16 protein-coding genes and 2 tRNA genes are annotated in these 19,045 nt (G+C 62.0%); 7 read left to right on the top strand and 11 right to left on the bottom strand.

Annotated elements, in window-relative coordinates; all coding sequences use genetic code 11:
- Nucleotides 1-12 precede the first annotated feature (12 nt).
- Nucleotides 13-738: a hypothetical protein gene (locus M9924_16890; GenBank protein MCO5066072.1), complete on the bottom strand. Its 726-nt coding sequence runs from the start codon at nucleotides 736-738 to the stop codon at nucleotides 13-15.
- Between the two features lie 218 nt (nucleotides 739-956).
- On the opposite strand from M9924_16890, the gene M9924_16885 reads away from it, so the two are divergent.
- From M9924_16885 to M9924_16870, 4 genes are all read left to right on the top strand, one after another.
- Nucleotides 957-1,586 (top strand): ATP-dependent Clp protease proteolytic subunit, encoded by a 630-nt coding sequence (locus M9924_16885; GenBank protein MCO5066071.1) that lies wholly within the window; start codon nucleotides 957-959, stop codon nucleotides 1,584-1,586.
- Nucleotides 1,587-1,919: 333 nt separating this feature from the next.
- Nucleotides 1,920-3,191, top strand: coding sequence for an ATP-dependent Clp protease ATP-binding subunit ClpX (gene clpX, locus M9924_16880; GenBank protein ID MCO5066070.1), 1,272 nt, complete (start codon nucleotides 1,920-1,922; stop codon nucleotides 3,189-3,191).
- 246 nt (nucleotides 3,192-3,437) lie between these two features.
- The gene (gene lon, locus M9924_16875) at nucleotides 3,438-5,849 is read left to right on the top strand and encodes an endopeptidase La (GenBank protein MCO5066069.1); all 2,412 of its coding nucleotides are present in this window, start codon (nucleotides 3,438-3,440) and stop codon (nucleotides 5,847-5,849) included.
- A 198-nt stretch (nucleotides 5,850-6,047) separates the two neighbouring features.
- Complete coding sequence (locus tag M9924_16870) at nucleotides 6,048-6,320, top strand: HU family DNA-binding protein (protein MCO5066068.1); 273 nt, start codon at nucleotides 6,048-6,050, stop codon at nucleotides 6,318-6,320.
- 164 nt (nucleotides 6,321-6,484) lie between these two features.
- Here the strand turns inward: M9924_16870 and M9924_16865 are convergent.
- A tRNA-Asp gene (locus tag M9924_16865) sits at nucleotides 6,485-6,561 on the bottom strand.
- A 217-nt stretch (nucleotides 6,562-6,778) separates the two neighbouring features.
- On the opposite strand from M9924_16865, the gene M9924_16860 reads away from it, so the two are divergent.
- Nucleotides 6,779-6,854 (top strand) — tRNA-Val (locus M9924_16860).
- A gap of 8 nt (nucleotides 6,855-6,862) precedes the next feature.
- Nucleotides 6,863-8,014: a glycerophosphodiester phosphodiesterase family protein gene (locus tag M9924_16855; GenBank protein ID MCO5066067.1), complete on the top strand. Its 1,152-nt coding sequence runs from the start codon at nucleotides 6,863-6,865 to the stop codon at nucleotides 8,012-8,014.
- A 55-nt stretch (nucleotides 8,015-8,069) separates the two neighbouring features.
- On the opposite strand, the gene rpsI is transcribed toward M9924_16855, so the two are convergent.
- From rpsI to topA, 5 genes are all read right to left on the bottom strand, one after another.
- Complete coding sequence (rpsI, locus tag M9924_16850) at nucleotides 8,070-8,546, bottom strand: 30S ribosomal protein S9 (GenBank protein MCO5066066.1); 477 nt, start codon at nucleotides 8,544-8,546, stop codon at nucleotides 8,070-8,072.
- 2 nt (nucleotides 8,547-8,548) lie between these two features.
- Nucleotides 8,549-9,010, bottom strand: a complete 462-nt coding sequence (gene rplM, locus M9924_16845; protein ID MCO5066065.1) for a 50S ribosomal protein L13 — start codon at nucleotides 9,008-9,010, stop codon at nucleotides 8,549-8,551.
- 213 nt (nucleotides 9,011-9,223) lie between these two features.
- Nucleotides 9,224-9,697 (bottom strand): DUF983 domain-containing protein, encoded by a 474-nt coding sequence (locus tag M9924_16840; protein ID MCO5066064.1) that lies wholly within the window; start codon nucleotides 9,695-9,697, stop codon nucleotides 9,224-9,226.
- On the bottom strand, nucleotides 9,694-12,054 hold the full coding sequence (gene rnr / locus M9924_16835; GenBank protein MCO5066063.1) for a ribonuclease R: 2,361 nt from the start codon (nucleotides 12,052-12,054) through the stop codon (nucleotides 9,694-9,696). The genes M9924_16840 and rnr overlap by 4 nt, the downstream gene beginning before the upstream one ends.
- A complete protein-coding gene (topA, locus tag M9924_16830; protein MCO5066062.1) occupies nucleotides 12,005-14,569 on the bottom strand; it encodes a type I DNA topoisomerase in 2,565 nt (854 codons plus the stop codon). Before topA ends, rnr begins: the two co-directional genes overlap by 50 nt.
- Before the next feature lie 208 nt (nucleotides 14,570-14,777).
- Between topA and M9924_16825 the strand changes: the two genes are divergently transcribed.
- Nucleotides 14,778-15,005, top strand: a complete 228-nt coding sequence (locus M9924_16825; GenBank protein MCO5066061.1) for a hypothetical protein — start codon at nucleotides 14,778-14,780, stop codon at nucleotides 15,003-15,005.
- Here the strand turns inward: M9924_16825 and dprA are convergent.
- From dprA to M9924_16805, 4 genes are read right to left on the bottom strand one after another with little or no spacing between them, the layout of a single operon-like run.
- A complete protein-coding gene (gene dprA / locus M9924_16820) occupies nucleotides 14,988-16,106 on the bottom strand; it encodes a DNA-processing protein DprA (GenBank protein MCO5066060.1) in 1,119 nt (372 codons plus the stop codon). The two genes, M9924_16825 and dprA, sit on opposite strands and share 18 nt — an antisense overlap.
- A 3-nt stretch (nucleotides 16,107-16,109) precedes the next feature.
- Nucleotides 16,110-16,691, bottom strand: coding sequence for a glycerol-3-phosphate 1-O-acyltransferase PlsY (gene plsY, locus M9924_16815; GenBank protein MCO5066059.1), 582 nt, complete (start codon nucleotides 16,689-16,691; stop codon nucleotides 16,110-16,112).
- 12 nt (nucleotides 16,692-16,703) lie between these two features.
- Nucleotides 16,704-17,990 carry a dihydroorotase gene (locus M9924_16810; protein MCO5066058.1) on the bottom strand — a complete coding sequence of 429 codons (1,287 nt, stop codon included), beginning with the start codon at nucleotides 17,988-17,990 and terminating at the stop codon, nucleotides 16,704-16,706.
- Nucleotides 17,987-18,949 (bottom strand): aspartate carbamoyltransferase catalytic subunit, encoded by a 963-nt coding sequence (locus M9924_16805; GenBank protein ID MCO5066057.1) that lies wholly within the window; start codon nucleotides 18,947-18,949, stop codon nucleotides 17,987-17,989. The genes M9924_16810 and M9924_16805 overlap by 4 nt, the downstream gene beginning before the upstream one ends.
- Nucleotides 18,950-19,045: the final 96 nt, after the last annotated feature.

Below are 19,045 nucleotides of genomic sequence, written 5' to 3'. Positions count from 1 at the left end.
GCCGGCTGGTCACTACATCTTGCAGCGGTCGGGAATTGCGATCCGCTTATAGGCATCCTCGCCGGGGCGCAGCAGCACCTTGCGACCGACGGTCCGATAGGCCGGCGCAACGGGTCTCTCCCTGACGATTTTCGGTCGAAGCACGACCTGTTCCGTTTCCGAGGCAAAGCGCGCGGGTATGACATAGCGCTCATGGCGCTCCGGCGCGACTTCTATGACCTTCTCGCGATAGCCATATACGGCCGGTATCGTCTGGTTGACGGTGCGGGCCGGTCCAACCGGCACACGTTCGGCCACCTTTCGGTAGGTCGATGGCACCGCGATCTTGCAGAGCACCCTGCGACCGTTGATGACACGCCATTCCCACTTGTAACCGCCGGGAACAAGCTCCTTGCGATAGCGGATTTCGGTGCGGGGAGGGAGTTGCCTGCGCACGACCTTGGCGGGTTCGAGGAGCACGCGTTCCCTGATGGTGCGGTATTGGGCTGGTATCACGCGAACGCCTTCCGATTCCGGCGTGATCTGCGTGACGCGTTCGCGGGTGCCGACAATTGCGGCGGATGTCTGCACATCCGTGTAAGCGGGATACAGTTCCACCCGCTCCGTCACCGTACCGTAGAGCGGCTTGCGATAAATGTGCTGATAGCATTCGATCGGAGAGCCGCTCGCAACCGCGCTCGGCGCCGTAACGCCGATGGCAAGAATTGTCAGGACGAAACGCCCGGCTTGAGATCTCATGGGACCAGTCTCCACACGCAACAAGCTGGCGACTTTAGCCGGGAGCCCCGCGCTTGAAAGCGGATTCGCTCCACGTCGTTAAGGAGAAAGGTTAAGAAAAATCGGCTTTTCCCTGCCCTTGCACACCGTGGACCGGGCGTCCTATCTACAGGCAACTGTTCCGATTCCGATTCTGCATCCGAAGCTGCGGTGCGCGACCCTGTTGAGAAGGTAATTCCATGAAAGACCCGGTCGAAACCTACATGAACCTCGTTCCGATGGTGGTCGAGCAGACCAATCGCGGCGAACGGGCCTACGATATTTTCTCGCGCCTGTTGAAAGAGCGCATTATTTTCATCACCGGTCCGGTCGAGGACGGCATGGCGACGCTCGTCTGCGCGCAGCTTCTGTTCCTCGAAGCCGAGAATCCGAAGAAGGAAATCAGCCTCTACATCAATTCGCCCGGCGGCGTGGTCACGTCCGGCATGGCCATCTACGACACGATGCAGTTCATCAGGCCGGCGGTCTCGACGCTCTGCACCGGGCAGGCCGCGTCGATGGGCTCGCTGCTTCTCTGCGCCGGTCACAAGGATATGCGCTTTGCGACGCCCAATGCCCGCATCATGGTTCACCAGCCTTCCGGCGGTTTCCAGGGGCAGGCTTCGGACATCGAGCGCCACGCGCAGGACATCATCAAGTTGAAGCGCCGCCTGAACGAAATCTACGTGAAGCACACCGGCAGGGATTACGATACCATCGAGCGGACGCTTGACCGCGATCACTTCATGACTTCGGACGAGGCGCTGGAGTTTGGCTTGATCGACAAGGTCATCACCACCCGCGAAGCCATGGAGGGCGCGCGCGCCTGACGCGGCGTGCGGCCAAACGGCTTACCCCGAACAACAAAAGTTGATGTCGTGATTGCACCCCATGCCGGATATACGGCCCAATGGATGCATCCGCAGCACACAATTCCATTGCTTATCTTTGAACTGGCCCCTTGACGTCCTACGTTAAGCTTCTGTTGATTTACGGATGGGTAGCCTCGACAAGGGTTGCTGCGAATCATTGCCACGTCTTCCGATTTGTGTTTCGTACGAAGGGCGTTGCAGGGATAGCCGGCTTTCCGACCGGGCAATATGCCGGGGTCGGTTGGGCGGCGCTCTCGAAAGAGAGCTGAAACGGCTGAAAGGACGTATGAAATGAGCAAGGTAGGCAACAGCGGCGATTCCAAGAATACGCTCTATTGCTCATTCTGCGGCAAGAGCCAGCACGAAGTGCGTAAGCTGATTGCCGGACCGACCGTGTTCATCTGCGATGAATGCGTCGAGCTGTGCATGGATATCATCCGCGAAGAGAACAAGACCTCGATGGTGAAATCCCGCGAGGGTGTTCCCACCCCGCAGGAGATTCTCAAGGTTCTGGACGACTATGTGATCGGGCAGGGCTACGCCAAGCGCGTGCTGTCCGTCGCGGTCCACAACCATTACAAGCGCCTCGCACACGCGGGCAAGAACAACGACGTCGAGCTTGCCAAGTCCAACATCCTGCTGATCGGGCCGACCGGCTGCGGCAAGACGCTGCTTGCGCAGACGCTGGCGCGCATCATCGACGTGCCATTCACGATGGCCGACGCCACGACGCTGACCGAGGCCGGCTATGTCGGCGAGGATGTCGAGAACATCATCCTGAAACTGCTCCAGGCCGCCGATTACAACGTCGAGCGCGCCCAGCGCGGCATCGTCTATATCGACGAAATCGACAAGATTTCGCGCAAGTCCGACAATCCCTCGATCACCCGCGACGTTTCGGGCGAGGGCGTGCAGCAGGCACTGTTGAAGATCATGGAAGGCACCGTGGCTTCCGTGCCGCCGCAAGGCGGGCGCAAGCATCCGCAGCAGGAGTTCCTGCAGGTCGATACGGCCAATATCCTGTTCATCTGCGGCGGCGCGTTTGCCGGGCTCGACCGGATCATTTCCGACCGGGGCCGCAAGACATCGATCGGCTTCGGCGCGAGTGTCGCGTCGCCGGAAGAGCGCCGCACGGGCGACCTGTTCCGCCTCGTGGAGCCGGAGGACCTGCTGAAATTCGGCTTGATCCCTGAATTTGTAGGCCGCCTGCCGGTGCTTGCCACGCTGGAGGACCTCGACGAGGCCGCCCTGATCCAGATCCTGACCGAACCGAAGAACGCGCTGGTGAAGCAGTATCAGCGCCTGTTCGAGATGGAGAATGTCGAACTGACGTTCCATGAGAATGCGCTTTCCGCCATCGCCAAGCGCGCCATCGAGCGCAAGACCGGCGCGCGCGGCCTTCGTTCGATCATGGAGGCGATCCTGCTCGACACGATGTTCGAGCTTCCGGCTCTGGAAGGCGTGCAGGAAGTCGTGATTTCCGAGGAGGTCGTGTCGGGCAACGCGCGACCGCTTTACATCTACTCGGAGCAGAGCGAGAAGAAGAGCAGCGCAAGCGCCTGAGGGGCGCTTCGCGGATGCTGTCGCGGGGCGCGCCATGTGCCCCGCCATGCGTTTTTCGATGCAGCGCCCGGCATTTCGGCATGGCCCTTGATCTTTGCCGGCGCGCTCTCCAATTAAGCTCTCAGGGCAGAGGTTTCTCTCCGCGCTTTTTCCAGCATCCAGCCAATGGGTGATAGGCGGATCGATCCTGTGTCGCTATGATCGAGAATCGCGGCTGGCCTGGTGCGGCCGCATGAAAGGTTCAAAATGAGCAAGACAACCAAGCCCTCAGGTTCCGGCGTGTTTGCGGTGCTTCCGCTGCGCGACATCGTGGTGTTTCCCCACATGATCGTGCCGCTGTTCGTCGGCCGCGAGAAATCGATCAAGGCGCTTGAAGAGGCGATGGGTTCCGAGCGCCAGATTCTGCTCGTGACCCAGAAGAACGCTGCCGACGACGATCCGCAGCCCGACGCGATCTATGACGTCGGCACGCTCGCCAATGTGCTGCAGCTCCTGAAGCTGCCCGACGGAACGGTGAAGGTTCTCGTCGAGGGCTCCGTTCGCGCAAGCGTCAAGGGCTTCCTCGAACGCGCCGATTTCCATGAGGCGGAAGCGGAAGTTCTCGCTGAGCCGAAGGAAGAGGAAGTCGAGATCGAGGCGCTTGCGCGCTCCGTCGTCGCCGACTTCGAGAACTATGTGAAGCTTAACAAGAAGATTTCCCCGGAGGCTGTGGGCGCTGCCGGCCAGATCGAAGACTATTCGAAGCTGGCCGACACGGTCGCGTCGCACCTCGCGGTCAAGATCGTTGAGAAGCAGGAGCTTCTCTCCACGCTTTCCGTAAAGGAACGCCTTGAGAAAGCGATGGGCTTCATGGAGGCCGAAATCTCCGTGCTCCAGGTGGAAAAGCGCATCCGCTCGCGTGTCAAGCGCCAGATGGAGAAGACCCAGCGCGAGTACTATCTCAACGAGCAGATGAAGGCGATTCAGAAGGAGCTTGGCGAGGGCGAGGACGGTCGCGACGAAGCGGCGGAAATCGAGGCCCGCATCAAGAAGACCAAGCTCAGCAAGGAAGCGCGCGAAAAGGCGGAGGCGGAGCTGAAGAAGCTGCGCACCATGTCGCCGATGTCGGCGGAAGCGACCGTCGTGCGCAACTATCTGGACTGGCTGCTCTCCATTCCGTGGGGCAAGAACTCCAAGGTCAAGCACGACCTCACTTTTGCAGAGGAAGTGCTGGACGCCGATCACTACGGCCTGGACAAGGTCAAGGAGCGCATTGTCGAATATCTCGCGGTGCAGAGCCGGCAGCGCAAGCTAAAGGGTCCGATCCTGTGCCTCGTCGGTCCTCCCGGCGTCGGCAAGACTTCGCTCGGCAAGTCCATCGCTAAGGCGACCGGGCGCGAGTTTGTGCGCATGGCGCTGGGCGGCGTGCGCGACGAGGCTGAAATCCGCGGACACCGCCGTACCTATATCGGCTCGATGCCCGGCAAGGTCGTCCAGTCGATGAAGAAGGCCAAGAAGTCGAACCCGCTCTTCCTGCTCGATGAGATCGACAAGATGGGGCAGGATTTCCGGGGCGATCCGTCCTCGGCACTTCTGGAGGTGCTGGATCCCGAGCAGAACGCCACGTTCATGGACCACTATCTGGAGGTCGAGTACGACCTTTCGAGCGTGATGTTCGTGACCACGGCGAACACGCTGAACATTCCCGCGCCTTTGATGGATCGCATGGAGATCATCCGGATCGCCGGCTACACCGAGGACGAAAAGGTCGAGATCGCCAAGCGTCACCTTCTGCCGAAGGTGATCCGCGACCACGCCTTGCAGCCCAAGGAGTTCAGCATTTCGGAAGACGCCATCCGCGTCGTCATCCAGACATACACACGCGAGGCGGGCGTGCGCTCGCTGGAGCGCGAGCTGATGAAGCTCGGGCGCAAGGCGGTCACCGAAATCCTCAAGACCAAGAAGAAGTCGGTGAAGATCACGCCCGACAACATCCACGACTATCTGGGCGTGCCGCGCTATCGGCATGGCATGGCCGAGGGCGAGGATCAGGTCGGCGTCGTCACGGGCCTGGCTTGGACCGAGGTCGGCGGCGAGCTGTTGACGGTTGAAGGCGTGATGATGCCCGGCAAGGGCCGTATGACGGTGACCGGCAATCTGCGCGATGTCATGAAGGAGTCGATCTCGGCTGCCGCATCCTATGTCCGCAGCCGGGCGCTGGATTTCGGCATCGAGCCGCCTCTCTTCGACAAGCGCGACATCCACGTGCACGTTCCCGAAGGCGCGACGCCAAAGGACGGTCCGTCGGCCGGCACCGCGATGGCGACCGCCATCGTTTCCGTGCTGACCGGCATTCCGGTTCGCAAGGACGTCGCGATGACGGGCGAGATCACGCTCAGGGGCAGAGTGCTTCCGATCGGTGGTCTCAAGGAAAAGCTCCTTGCCGCGCTGCGTGGTGGCATAAAGAAGGTGCTGATCCCCGAAGAGAACGCGAAAGACCTTGCCGACATTCCGGACAATGTGAAAAGCGGAATGGAGATCATTCCGGTTTCGCGGGTCGGGGAGGTGTTGCAGCACGCGCTGCTGCGCATGCCGGAGCCCATCGAATGGGTTGAGCCCGCAAGCTCGGCTGCCCCCGCCGACAGCGCGGAAGACAGCGGCAAGTTCGTCGCTCACTGAGCGGCAGCGATTAGCCGACAATCAGTGCAGCCGGGCCGACGCCCGGCTGCATCTTTCCTGTAGAAAGCCGTAGAAAACTTGGGTTTTTCCTTATTTTGCTAGGGTTTCCGCTTGGTGGCCCTGTCAACTCTCACTAATATCGCCTTCTCTTAGTTGAGTCGCTAGATCTCAAATTTTCTCCTAGGAAGGAAACTCTTCATGAACAAGAACGAGCTGATTGCAGCGGTTGCGGACACCGCAAATCTCTCTAAGGCGCACGCGCAGGCAGCTGTCGACGCGGTGTTCTCGGCAATCACCGGCGAGTTGAAGAAGGGCGGCGACGTACGTCTTGTTGGGTTCGGCAATTTCAGCGCGGTCAAGAAGGCAGCTTCGACCAGCCGCAATCCTCAGACCGGCGCGGAAGTGAAGGTGCCTGCACGGGTTCGCCCGAAGTTCTCTGCGGGGAAGGGTCTCAAGGACGCGCTGAACTAAGCATTCTACAGCACTTCCTGTCATCAGGCGGTCGGGGATTCCCGGCCGCTTTTGTTTCTGGCAACCGGATTGGCCCTGGACCTTTCGGCATCTCGCTGCGAAGCATAGCGGCAGGGGAAAAGGCGGCGTCTGCGCTGCTTGCTGCTCATCGATGATTGAGAAAATGGCGCGAGTGACGGGGCTCGAACCCGCGACCTCCGGCGTGACAGGCCGGCACTCTAACCGACTGAGCTACACCCGCGCATTGCGACACCGGTTCGATCGAACCGCGTCGATGGGCGTGGAATTAAGGGGTTCGTTGGGAGGTGTCAAGGCGCTGGCATCGCTTATTTTCAACTATGCTGGAATGCTTTGCCGGATTTGTTGAACGGCCTTGGCGAAGTGCGATTCACGCGGGAAATGACCCCGATTTGGGCTTGCGCGGGCGGGCGTTAGCGCTTAAAGGTCCGCGCCTGCAGGGGCGATTAGCTCAGTTGGTAGAGCGCTTCGTTTACACCGAAGATGTCGGCGGTTCGAGCCCGTCATCGCCCACCAGTCTCCCCTTGATCCCGCACGCAGGCGTCATTGGCGCTTCGTCAAAGCTTCACATCGCTGTTGCATGGCGCGCCTATCCCGGCGCCAACGGAAATGTCGAGGGATTCGACATGCGTCTTGTTCCAGCGCTCGCTGCGCTCCTGCTCCTCGGGACCCATTCGCCATCCCGGGCCGGGCAATTCGAGCCCCGTGTTGTCTCCATCCTGGATCGCTTCGAGCATGCCAACCAGTGGCGGGACCATGTGATGGTGGTCGGCCATCGGGCCGGTGTGCGGGAGAACGGACAGGTCGTGCGGGCCGAAAATTCGCTCGACGCGATCAGCGCCGCAGTGGCGCTCGGTGTCGAGATCGTGGAGATCGACGTCCAGAAAACGCGCGACAATGTGTATGTCGCCCTGCATGACACCTGGCTGGACCGGACCACGACGTGCCGGGGTCAGCTGGTCGAGAGGACACTTGCGGATCTGGCGCCGTGCAGGCTTCGGATCGAGGAGACGGGCAAGGTGACCGACGAACCCGTTCCGACGCTCCGAGACGTCCTGGTCGCCGCCCGTGGTCGTGTTCTGGTCAATATCGACAACAAGCTGGACTTCTCCGAGCTTGGCGGGATTGTGGAGGAGGCGCGTTCCCTCGGCGTCGAGGATCAGATCATCATCAAGCAGAATCTCTGGAATGCGGACAAGGTGAGCGAGGCGACGGCGCTGCTGCGAGGTATGGACGCTCGCGTGCATTTCATGCCGATAATCGCCGACGACGCGGTGCGCGATGCGTCGTTTGTGCGCTCCACGACGGGCGCGGTCGGCGCCGACGCGGTGGAGATGATCAACTGGCGCCGCGAGCCCGGCGAGGTGACTGCGGATGGCGGCGCGCTGTTCCGTCCGCATGTGCGGGCCGAAGCGATCCGGGGCGACTGGCACATGTGGGTGAATACCTATGCCATCGTGAACAAGCCGGCGGGCTATCTCGCGGGCGGGCGCGGCGACCAGTTGGCGGTGAATGCCTCGAATCCCGACGATGTGTTCGGTTTCTGGATCGAGCAGGGCGCGACGATTGTCCAGACCGATGAACCCAAGGCGGCAATCGAGTGGCTGGAGGCGCACGGCTTCCGAAAGCCGTATGGTCCGGTCAATATGAGTTCCGCGGACCATTTCGGCGGGTAGCGCCACAACAAAAAAGGCCGCCCGGAGGCGGCCTTTTTCCACGATGGGGAAGCGATCAGCGCTTGGAGAACTGGAAGCTGCGGCGGGCTTTCGCCTTGCCGTACTTCTTGCGCTCGACCGTGCGGCTGTCGCGGGTCAGGAAGCCGCCCTTCTTGAGCACGCTGCGCAGCGCCGGCTCGTAATAGGTCAGCGCCTTGGAGATACCGTGGCGCACGGCGCCGGCCTGACCGGAGAGGCCACCGCCCGTGACGGTCGCAACGATGTCGAACTGGCCGACGCGGTTGGACGCCACGATGGGCTGGTTGAGTATCATCTGGAGCACCGGCCTTGCGAAATAGGCGGCAAATTCCTTGTCGTTGACGACGATCTTGCCGGAGCCGGGCTTGACCCAGACGCGGGCAATCGCGTCCTTGCGCTTGCCAGTGGCGTAGGCGCGGCCCTGGCTGTCCAGCTTCTGGACATGGACGGGTGCTGCCGGCTGCTCTGTTGCGGCCACCGTGCCGAGTTCGGCGAGGGAGCTGAGTTCGGCCATTGTTAAGCCCTCTTGTTCTTGGTGTTCATCGCGGCGACATCCAGCGTTTCGGGCTGCTGCGCCTCGTGCGGGTGAGAAGTTCCGGCGTAAACGCGCAGGTTCTTCATCTGGCGGCGGCCAAGCGGGCCACGGGGAATCATGCGCTCGACGGCTTTCTCAACGACGCGCTCCGGAAAACGGCCCTCGAGCAACTGGCGCGCGGTGCGCTCCTTGATGCCGCCCGGATGGCCGGTGTGCCAGTAGTACATCTTGTCGGTGTACTTCTTGCCGGTCAGCGCCACTTTGTCGGCATTGATCACGATGACGTTGTCGCCATCGTCGACATGCGGGGTGAAGGTCGGCTTGTGCTTGCCGCGCAGGCGGTTGGCGACGATGGAGGCGAGACGTCCGACGACGAGACCCTCGGCATCGATCAGCACCCACTTCTTCACCACTTCCGCAGGCTTTTGCGAAAAGGTTGTCATGGCATTGTCCTGTTTGGACCCTCAGGCGAGGGCGTTTCTTGTTGCTTGAATTGGCGCACCGGAAAAAGGGTTGCCAATAATAAAACGGCGGCCCGTCAGGCCGCTGTCTTGCGCAGGCTTATAGTTCAGATCGAATATGCGGTCAATTCAACGAAACAGGAAGCAGAAACAAAAAAACAAGCAAAAACATATAGATAAAAATGTGGTATTATTTTACCGTGCCGTTTCGGTCAATTCCGGGTGCGTTTCGAGGCCGTCGCCCTCACCGCCGAAGCCGTGCATGTAGTTTGCCCATTGCAGGCCGACGACCGCGCCCTTTGCGGGCTGGAGGAGTGCAAGCGACATCACCAGCGTGACGGGAACCCAAAGTGCGAGGTGCTGCCAGCTCGACCAGTTGAGCACCAGTTCCGCGATCAGGAACAGGGTCAGCACGACGTGCCCGACAACGGTGATCACGAGATAAGCCGGCAGGTCGTCAGCGCGATGGTGGAACATTTCCTCGCCGCATGCTTCGCAGCGGTCCACAGTCTTTGTAAATGCGCGGAACAGATGGCCCTCGCCGCAGGCAGGGCACCGACCCAGAATGCCGCGCTTGATCGCTTCCTTGAGCGGGCGGGCAGGGCGGCCCGAATGGTTCTCGCCGCCGAATACCTGTTCAATTCCAGTGACCTGATCCGCCATCGTCATCTCCTGTGCCGCGGGCCGCGCGGCTGCGAGGCGCGTTGCCTCGCCTTGTTTTTCGCACCCTTCGACTTGTGATACGACCGCCTTGTGCCCGGAAGCGGCTTGGGGTCGCTCAACATTTCGAACCGCATCGCGCCGGCCAGAGGTGCATTTTCAACCAGTCGCACCTCAACGGTGTCCGCCAGCCGAAAACCTCGACCGGAGCGCTCGCCATAGAGCGCGCGCGCACCTTCGTCGAAGCGGTAGTAGTCGTCTCCGAGCGTAGATATGGGAACAAAACCGTCTGCGCCAAATTCGGGCAATTGGACAAACAGTCCCGCCTTGGTGACGCCGGATATCCGCGCTTCGAAGATTTCGCCAATTCTTTCAGAGAGATACGCAGCAACCAGCCGGTCAACAGTGTCGCGTTCGGCCGCCATGGCGCGTCGTTCGGTCGCGGAAATCAGCGCCGAGATTTCTTCGAGCCGCGCTTCTTCCGCGCCGGTGATGCCGCCTTGGCCGAGGCCCAGCGAACCAATGAGCGCCCGGTGCACGATGAGGTCGGCATATCGGCGGATCGGTGAGGTGAAATGCGCATAACGGTGCAGGTTGAGGCCGAAATGGCCGATGTTCTCGGGGGAATATTCCGCCTGGCTCTGTGAGCGCAGCACAACCTCGTTGACGAGCGTTTCATTGTCCTCGCCATGCACGCGCTCCAGAATGCGGTTGATCTGCGAGGGGCGCAACTGCGCGCCGCGCGCAAGCGAAATTCCGATGGTCTGGAGAAATTCGCGCAGCGATTCCTGCTTGGCGAGCGACGGGCCGTCATGGATCCGGTAGACCAGCGGCTGGCTCTTGCGCTCCAGCGTTTCGGCAGCCGAAACATTGGCCTGGATCATGAATTCCTCGATGAGCTTGTGCGCGTCGAGCCTTTCGGGAATCACGACCCGGTCGACGGTGCCATCCGGCTTCAGCAGGATCTTCCGCTCCGGCAGGTCCAGTTCCAGCGGCTCGCGGGCCTCGCGCCCCCGCTTCAACACCGCATAGGCGGCCCAAAGCGGCTTCAGCACGGAATCGAGCAGCGGCGCGGTCTTTTCGTCGGGGTTTCCGTCAATCGCTGCCTGTGCCTGCGGGTAGGCGAGCTTGGCCGCCGAGCGCATGGTCACACGATGGAAGCTGTGCCGTAGCTTCCGGCCTTCCGCCGCGAACGTCATGCGCACAGCCAATGCGGGCCGGTCGAGCCCTTCCTTCAGGGAGCAAAGGTCATTGGAAAGACGTTCCGGCAACATCGGCACCACGCGGTCTGGAAAGTAGACCGAATTGCCACGGTTCAGCGCCTCACGGTCGATGGCCGATCCGGGGCGAACATAGGCCGCGACATCGGCGATTGCGACCGTGACGATGTATCCGCCCGCATTGGATTCGTCGGGATCGGGTTCGGCAAACACCGCATCGTCGTGGTCTTTGGCGTCGGCGGGGTCGATTGTGACGAGCGGAACCGTGCGCCAATCCTCGCGTCCTTCAAGCCCGACCGGCTTCATAGCTTCTGTTTCGGCTAGTACATCCGCCGGGAAGATATGCGGAATCTCGTGGGCATGGATGGCGATCATCGAGACCGCCTTTTCCGAGGTCAACGACCCCAGCACCGCGAGCACCTTGGCGCGCGCCAAGCCGTATTGTCCGATGCGGACCGGCTCGACCTCGACGAGATCGCCCTCCTTTGCCGCGCCACGAAATTCGGGATCAACGATCAACTCGGCCTGGCGGCGTTCCACCGGCACGATGCGCAGCGTTCCGTCGGTCGCGGCGCGGAATATGCCCAGAACGGCCTCGCGCCGCCGCTCGAACACCTTCATGATCCGGGCGGTATAGGGCGGGCCTTCCGCCCGTTCCGCCGGGAAGGTCTTTGCAAGCACGCGGTCGCCAACGCCCGCGACAGGCCCGCCGCGCGAGACGCGGATCAGGACGGTCAGTTCGCCGTTTCCGTCTCGCGCTTCCGTGGGGCGCCCAAGCAGGCTGCCGTCGGAATCGCGCCCGAAAATGTCCAGCACGGTTACATGGGGCAGTGTTCCGGGCTTCACGAGACGCTTGTTGCGCCTGCGCAGGAAGCCCTCCTTCTGCAAATCCCTCAGCAGGTCCTTCAGCCAGAGGCGGTCATCGCCCTTCAACGAGAAGGCCTTGGCGATCTGACGCTTGGCTGCGCCATCCGGGTTCTCGGAGATATATTTTATTATATCATCACGGCTTGGCCGAATGCCCTGTTTCCGGGAGCCGGTGTCGCCGGAATTCGATCCGCCACCTTTTCGGCCTCCCGGAATGTCCTGGTTCAAGCTATGCCTTCTTTCCACGCCGGAATGGCTTCTTGCCGCCGTTCGCCGCATCCTTTTCGGACTTCGCGGCGATCAGCGCAAGCGCTTCCTCAAGCGTCACGCTCGCCGGGTCCTTACCCTTGGGAAGCGTGGCGTTCACCTTGCCGTAGTTGACATAGGGACCATAGCGCCCGTCGCGAACAGTGATCGTGCCGCCCCCATCGGGGTGCGCACCGAGGTCCTTGATTGCCGCAGGCGTGCCGCCGCGCGCGCGAGGCCCCTTCTGCTGCTTTTCTGCGATGACCGACACAGCACGGTTGAGGCCGATGGAGAACACGTCCTCGATCGATTCGAGATTGGCGTAGGTGCCGTCATGCAGCACGAACGGACCGTAGCGCCCGAGCCCGGCGGAAATCATCTTGCCCGTTTCAGGGTGCTTGCCAACGTCGCGCGGCAGCGACAGCAGGGCGAGCGCCTTTTCGTGGTCGACGGATTCGGCGGTCCAGCCCTTGGGCAGGCTCGACCGCTTGGCTTCCTTGCCCTCTCCACGCTGGACATAGGGGCCGAAGCGCCCGGACCGAAGCGTGATCTCTTCCTGGGTGTAAGGATCGGTGCCTAGTGCCTTCGTGCCGTCTTCCACGGATTCGGCTTCGCCATTGCCTGACGCGTCTCCCAACTGCCGGGTGAAGCCGCATTCGGGATAGTTCGAGCAGCCGACGAATGCGCCATATTTGCCGAGCTTGAGCGAAAGCGTTCCAGTCCCGCATTTCGGGCAGACGCGGGGGTCGCTGCCGTCTTCCCGGGCGGGGAACAAAAGCGGCGCGAGGTCGTCGTTCAGCGCGTTCAGAACGTCGGTGACGCGCAACTCCTTGATGCTTTCCACGGCGGCGGAAAAATCCCGCCAGAAATCGCGCAGGACCACCTTGTATTCGAGCTTGCCATCCGAGATTTCGTCCAGCTTTTCCTCAAGGTCGGCGGTGAAATCATATTCGACATACTTGTCGAAGAAGCTTTCCAGAAAGGCCGTGACGATGCGGCCCCGCGAATGCGGGATGAGCTTGCGCTTGTCGATCACCACATATTCGCGGTCTTCCAGCGTCTTGAGCGTGGCGGCATAGGTGGACGGGCGACCGATCCCCAATTCCTCCATCTTTTTGATGAGCGAGGCTTCGGAATAGCGGGGCGGCGGCTCGGTGGAATGCTGCGTGGCGTTGACCGATTCGCGCTCCAGCCCTTCGCCGGCATGAATTTCCGGCAGGCGCCTGTTCTCCTCGTCCTCCGAATCCTCGTCCTTCACGTCCGTATAGGCAGCGATGAAACCGTCGAACTTGACGACCGAGCCGACCGCGCGCAGCCTTGCCGTGCGGCTGCCATTGGCCGCGTCGATTTCGACCGTCGTGCGCTCGATTTCCGCCGGCTGCATCTGGCTCGCGACGGCCCGCTTCCAGATCATTTCGTAAAGCCGTGCCTGGTCGGCATCGAGATATTTCTTCATGTCCTGCGGCAGGCGCGAAAAATCGGTCGGGCGAATGGCCTCGTGCGCTTCCTGCGCGTTCTTCGCCTTGTTGGCGTAGTAGCGCGGCTTTTCAGGCAGGTATTTCGTGCCGAATTCGTGCTCGATCACGTCGCGTGCGGAAGTTATGGCTTCGGGTGCGATCTGCACGCCATCGGTACGCATATAGGTGATCAGGCCGGCCGTCTCTCCGCCAATGTCCATGCCTTCATAGAGCCGCTGCGCAACCTGCATCGTGCGGTTCGCGGAAAAGCCGAGTCGCGAGGAGGCTGCCTGCTGGAGCGTCGAAGTGGTGAAGGGTGGGGCCGGGTTCCGCCGCGTCGGCTTGGCCTCGACGGATGCGGCCTTGAAGGCAGCGCCGTTCAACATCCCTTTGATATCATCGGCTTGCTGGCCGGTCTTGATGTCCAGCTTTTGCAGTTTCCGACCTTCGAATTCGGTCAGCCGGGCCTCGAAGCTTTCCGCGCGCGGCGTGCGCAGCGTGGCGGCGATCTGCCAATATTCCTCGCGGACGAACCGCTCGATCTCGGCTTCGCGGTCGCACACGAGGCGCAGCGCAACCGATTGCACTCGCCCCGCCGAGCGCGCGCCCGGCAATTTCCGCCACAGGACCGGGGAGAGCGTGAACCCGACCAGATAGTCCAGCGCGCGCCGCGCGAGATAGGCTTCGACCAGCGGTGCGTCGATCTGGCGGGGATGCGCCATCGCGTCGAGCACCGATTGCTTGGTGATGGCGTTGAACACAACGCGACTGACGGGCTTGTCCTTCACGACGCGCTTCTGCTTGAGCACTTCAAGCACATGCCATGAAATCGCTTCGCCCTCGCGATCGGGGTCGGTTGCGAGGATAAGGCCGTCTGCATCCTTCAACGCCTTGGCAATATCGGTCAGCCGCTTGCCGGATGCGGCATCGACGCTCCAGGACATGGAAAAATCGTCGTCCGGACGCACGGAGCCGTCCTTCGCGGGCAGGTCCCGCACGTGGCCGAACGAGGCGAGCACCTTATAATTGCGGCCCAGATACTTGTTTATGGTCTTGGCCTTGGCGGGCGATTCGACGACGACAACGTCCATTTGTCTCGATTCTTTCTGGCCATGCTGCGGGGCAGGGTGGCGGGGCGGTGCGCTCAAAAACGCAGAAGGATCGTCAAATGGCTTTGCTTTTCCGCCCGGTCAAGGGTCGGGTTGGATTTTTTCCCGTGGATATATTAACAACTTAAAATAAATATAGTGATTGTATATGGAATTGTGGTTGCAAGGCTCTCATTTGCGCGATAGCTAATTGGAAGAACTGCATCCGGCAATGGCGGACGACAGCATGGACAGCGACGACAGGCACGAACAATTGCTGGCAATTGAATATATCGCGGCGATGTTGAGTCAGTTGCGTTTGATGGCCCAGAGCAAGGAATTGCACGTACTGGCCTATCTGATTGACATGGCGCAGATCGAAGCGAGCGAAACGGCGACGCAGATAAAGGTGTTGCCGCCGCTAGCAGTCAGAAACTAGGGAAACCAGACCGCCGGGGTGCCGTTCCAGCCTTCCGGCAAGGTCGAGTTCGAGCAGAACCAGATGAACATTCGCGGGATGTATCCCCGAATGGGCAATGAGATCATCGACCGGGACCGGCGCGGGTCCGAGTAGCTCCACGATGGTTTCCCTGTCCTCGTCGCTGTGAGACGGCGCGCCCGTAAAGTCCACCGGCTCATCGAGCCGGGGCGTTGTCGCCCGCTCGCGCCCGAGCATCGGCTCCAGATGGTCCAGCACATCCCGCGCGTCGGTGACCAGAATCGCCCCCTGCTTCAACAAATTGTTGGTGCCCCCGGCGCGTGGATCGAGCGGAGAGCCGGGCACGGCGAAGACGATCCTGCCGAGTTCGCCCGCCATGCGCGCGCTGATGAGGGAGCCGGAGCGCATCGCCGCCTCGACCACCACGAGGCCCAGCGAAAGCCCGGCGACGATGCGGTTGCGGCGCGGAAAGTCTTGCGCGCGGGGCTCCCAGCCAAACGGCATCTCGCAGATCACCGCGCCGCCTTTTTCGACGATCTGGTGCATGAGCGGCACATTTTCTGGCGGGTAGGGACGGTCGATACCGCCCGCGAGCACAGCCACCGTGCCGCTTTCCAGCGCACCGCGATGCGCCGCCGTATCGATGCCGCGCGCCATGCCAGAGGCGATGGTCCAGCCATGGCCGCCGAGATCGAGCGCGAGCTTCTGGGCGAATTTCATTCCCGCAAGCGAGGCATTGCGAGCGCCCACAATCGAAATGGAGGGCCGCGCCATAGGCTCCGCATGCCCCAGCAGGGTCAACAGCGGCGGCGGATTGTCCGATTGTGCGAGAAAGGCCGGATAGTCGGCCTCGCCGATGGCAATGAGACGCGCGCCGATGCGCGCGGCGGCATCGATTTCGGCCTGCGCTTCGGCGACAGACGGGATGCGTGACGCACTGCGCGCCCCGCCGCGCGCAGCCAGTTCAGGCAGCATCTCAAGGGCATTCTCGGCAGAGCCGTAGCGGTTGATCAGCGCGCGAAAACTGGCGGGGCCGACATTCTGCGTGCGGATAAGACGCAGCCATTGCACCCGCTGGCGGTCGGAAAGTCGTGGAGACAATGCTTAGCCTTTGGAACCGATCTTCGTTTCGGTTCCGGCAGCCAGCCGCTGGATGTTGGCGCGGTGCTTCCAGAAGACGATGACGCTCATCACCGCGAACATCAGGGCGACGGGAAACATGCCCATGTACCAGAGTGAGACCGGAACGATGATCGCGGCGGAAAGTGCCGCCAATGACGAAAAGCGGAACATCACCGCCATCGCGACCCACACAACGCCGAAAACGAGCGCCGGGTTGATACCGAAGCCAAGCAGCACGCCGAGATAGGTCGCGACGCCCTTGCCACCCTTGAAGCCGAGCCACACGGGGAAGATGTGCCCGATGAAGGCGGCAAAGCCCGCCGCCATCGCCGGCTCAAGGCCGAAGCGTCCGGCGATCAGCACCGCCACGGTGCCCTTGAGCATGTCGAGCAGCAATGTCGCCGCCGCCAAGCCCTTGTTGCCGGTGCGCAGCACATTGGTCGCGCCGATATTGCCCGAGCCGATCGAGCGCACGTCGCCGAGACCGGCGGCGCGCGTCAGCAACAGCCCGAACGGGATGGAACCCAGAAGATAACCGAAAATAAGCGCCGCCAGAACAATCACGGCATTTCCCCCTCACTGGCCGAATACCTTGCGACCGGCGACCCAACTTTGCAAGACCTTGCCCTGAAGCCGCGCGTCCTCGAAACAGGTGTTCTTCGAATGCGAGCGAATGTCTTTTTCGCGCACGATCCACGGCTCGTCCAGATCGACAAGCGCGAGGTCGGCAATCGCACCTGGCTTGAGCGTGCCGCCAGGCAGCCCGAACAGGCGGGCGGGCGCGGTCGAAAGCGTTTCGATCAGGCGCAGCAGCGGAACCTCGCCGCTGTGATGCAGCCTCAAGGCGACCGCGAGCAGGGTCTCCAGCCCGATTGCGCCCGCCGCCGCATCCGAGAAGGGCAGGCGCTTGGTGTCCACGTCCTGCGGGTCGTGCGACGAGACAATGACATCAATGGTGCCGTCACGCAGCGCCTCGACTATGGCGAGCCGGTCCTCCTCCGCGCGAAGCGGCGGATCGAGGCGGAAGAAGGTGCGGTATTCGCCGATATCGTTTTCGTTGAGGCTGAGATTGTTGATCGAGACGCCCGCAGTCGCCGTCACTCCCTCCTGCTTTGCGCGCGCAATTGTCTGCGCAGAGAGGCCGGTGGAAATCTTCGCGGCGTGATATGAGCCGCGCGTCAGGCGCGCGAGCATCAGGTCGCGCATCAGCGGGATAGTCTCGGCCTCGCGCGGGATCCCGGAAAGCCCCAGCCAACTGGCGAACAGCCCCTCATTCATCACGCCCGACGATGACAGGTCCGCATCCTGTGTCTCGTGGGCGATCATCGCCCCGAAGTCGCGGGCATAGGTCAGCGCGCGCCGCATGACGAGCGAGTTCGAAATGGTGTGGCGTCCCTCGGTGAAGGCGACCGCGCCCGCTTCGCGCAGCAGGCCGAATTCCGACAGTTCCTTGCCGTGGAACCCCTTCGTGATGGCCGCGGCGGGAAAGACGTTGATCTTCGCGGTATCGCGGGCCGTCCTGAGCACGAATTCCACCAGCGCTACATCGTCGATCACGGGATCTGTGTCGGGCATCATGACGATGGAGGTCACGCCCCCGGCAGCGGCGGCCTCGCTCGCCGAGGCGATTGTCTCGCGGTGCTCCGCGCCCGGCTCACCGATAAAGACACGGGAGTCGACAAGGCCGGGAATGATCGTCCGGCCCCGGCAATCGATGCGCGTCGCCCCTTCGGGAATGCCCTGGTTGAGCGCGCCCTTGCCGCTCGCGGCAATCTTGCGGCCCTCGACGATCAGCGTGCCGATTTCGTCCATGCCGCGCGACGGATCGACGATCCGCGCATGCTCGAAGACCGTGACGATCATTGGCCGGCCTCCGCGTTGCGGCGTGGGTCGAGCAGCGCCTGCATGACCGCCATGCGCACGGCGACACCCATTTCAACCTGTTCCTGAATAACGCTTTGCGGCCCGTCCGCGATCTCGGAGGCGATCTCCACGCCACGGTTCATCGGCCCGGGATGCATGACCAGCGCGTCCGGCTTGGCATGCGCGAGCTTGGTGGCGTCCAGCCCGTAGTAGCGGAAATATTCCCGCACCGAGGGAACGAAAGAGCCTGCCATGCGCTCGCGTTGCAGGCGCAGCATCATGACGACATCGGCGCCCTTCAATCCTTCCTGCATGGTGCGGCACACCTCGACGCTCATATCCGCGATCCCGGACGGCAGCAGCGTTGACGGGGCGACGACGCGCACCCGCGCGCCGAGCGCGTTGAGCAGGATGATGTTGGAGCGCGCCACGCGCGAATGCAGGATGTCGCCGCAGATCGCGACCACCAGCCCCGCAACCCGCCCCTTGGCGCGGCGTATCGTCAGCGCGTCGAGCAGCGCTTGCGTGGGATGCTCATGCGCGCCATCGCCGGCATTGACGACCGAACAGCCGACTTTCTGGGCGAGCAATGCGGCGGCCCCGGCGGACTGGTGGCGGATGATGAGAATGTCCGGGCGCATCGCATTCAGCGTCATCGCCGTGTCGATCAGCGTCTCGCCTTTTTTCACCGAGGAACTGGCGACCGACATGTTCATGACATCCGCGCCGAGCCGCTTGCCGGCAAGCTCGAATGAGGATTGCGTGCGGGTCGACGCCTCGAAGAACAGATTGATCTGCGTACGCCCGCGCAGCACGGCGGACTTTTTCTCGGCCTGTCGGGATATGGCCACCGCATCGTCGGCCCGGTCCAGCAGGTCCTCGATGTCCTGCGGGGACAGGTCGCGTATGCCAAGTAAATGGCGATGTCGGAAGAGCGGCAGAGCGTCAGATCGGGTCATCTGAGCGAATTGCTATAGAAGGGGTGCGCAAATGCCGCAAGTCAGGCTGCGAAGGACAATTTTCTGATTCAACAGATTATTTGTTCATATGACTAT

It is taken from the genome of Rhizobiaceae bacterium, from assembly GCA_023953835.1.
GTDB lineage: Bacteria > Pseudomonadota > Alphaproteobacteria > Rhizobiales > Rhizobiaceae > Mesorhizobium_G.
This window is presented reverse-complemented; position numbering and strand designations above follow the sequence as displayed.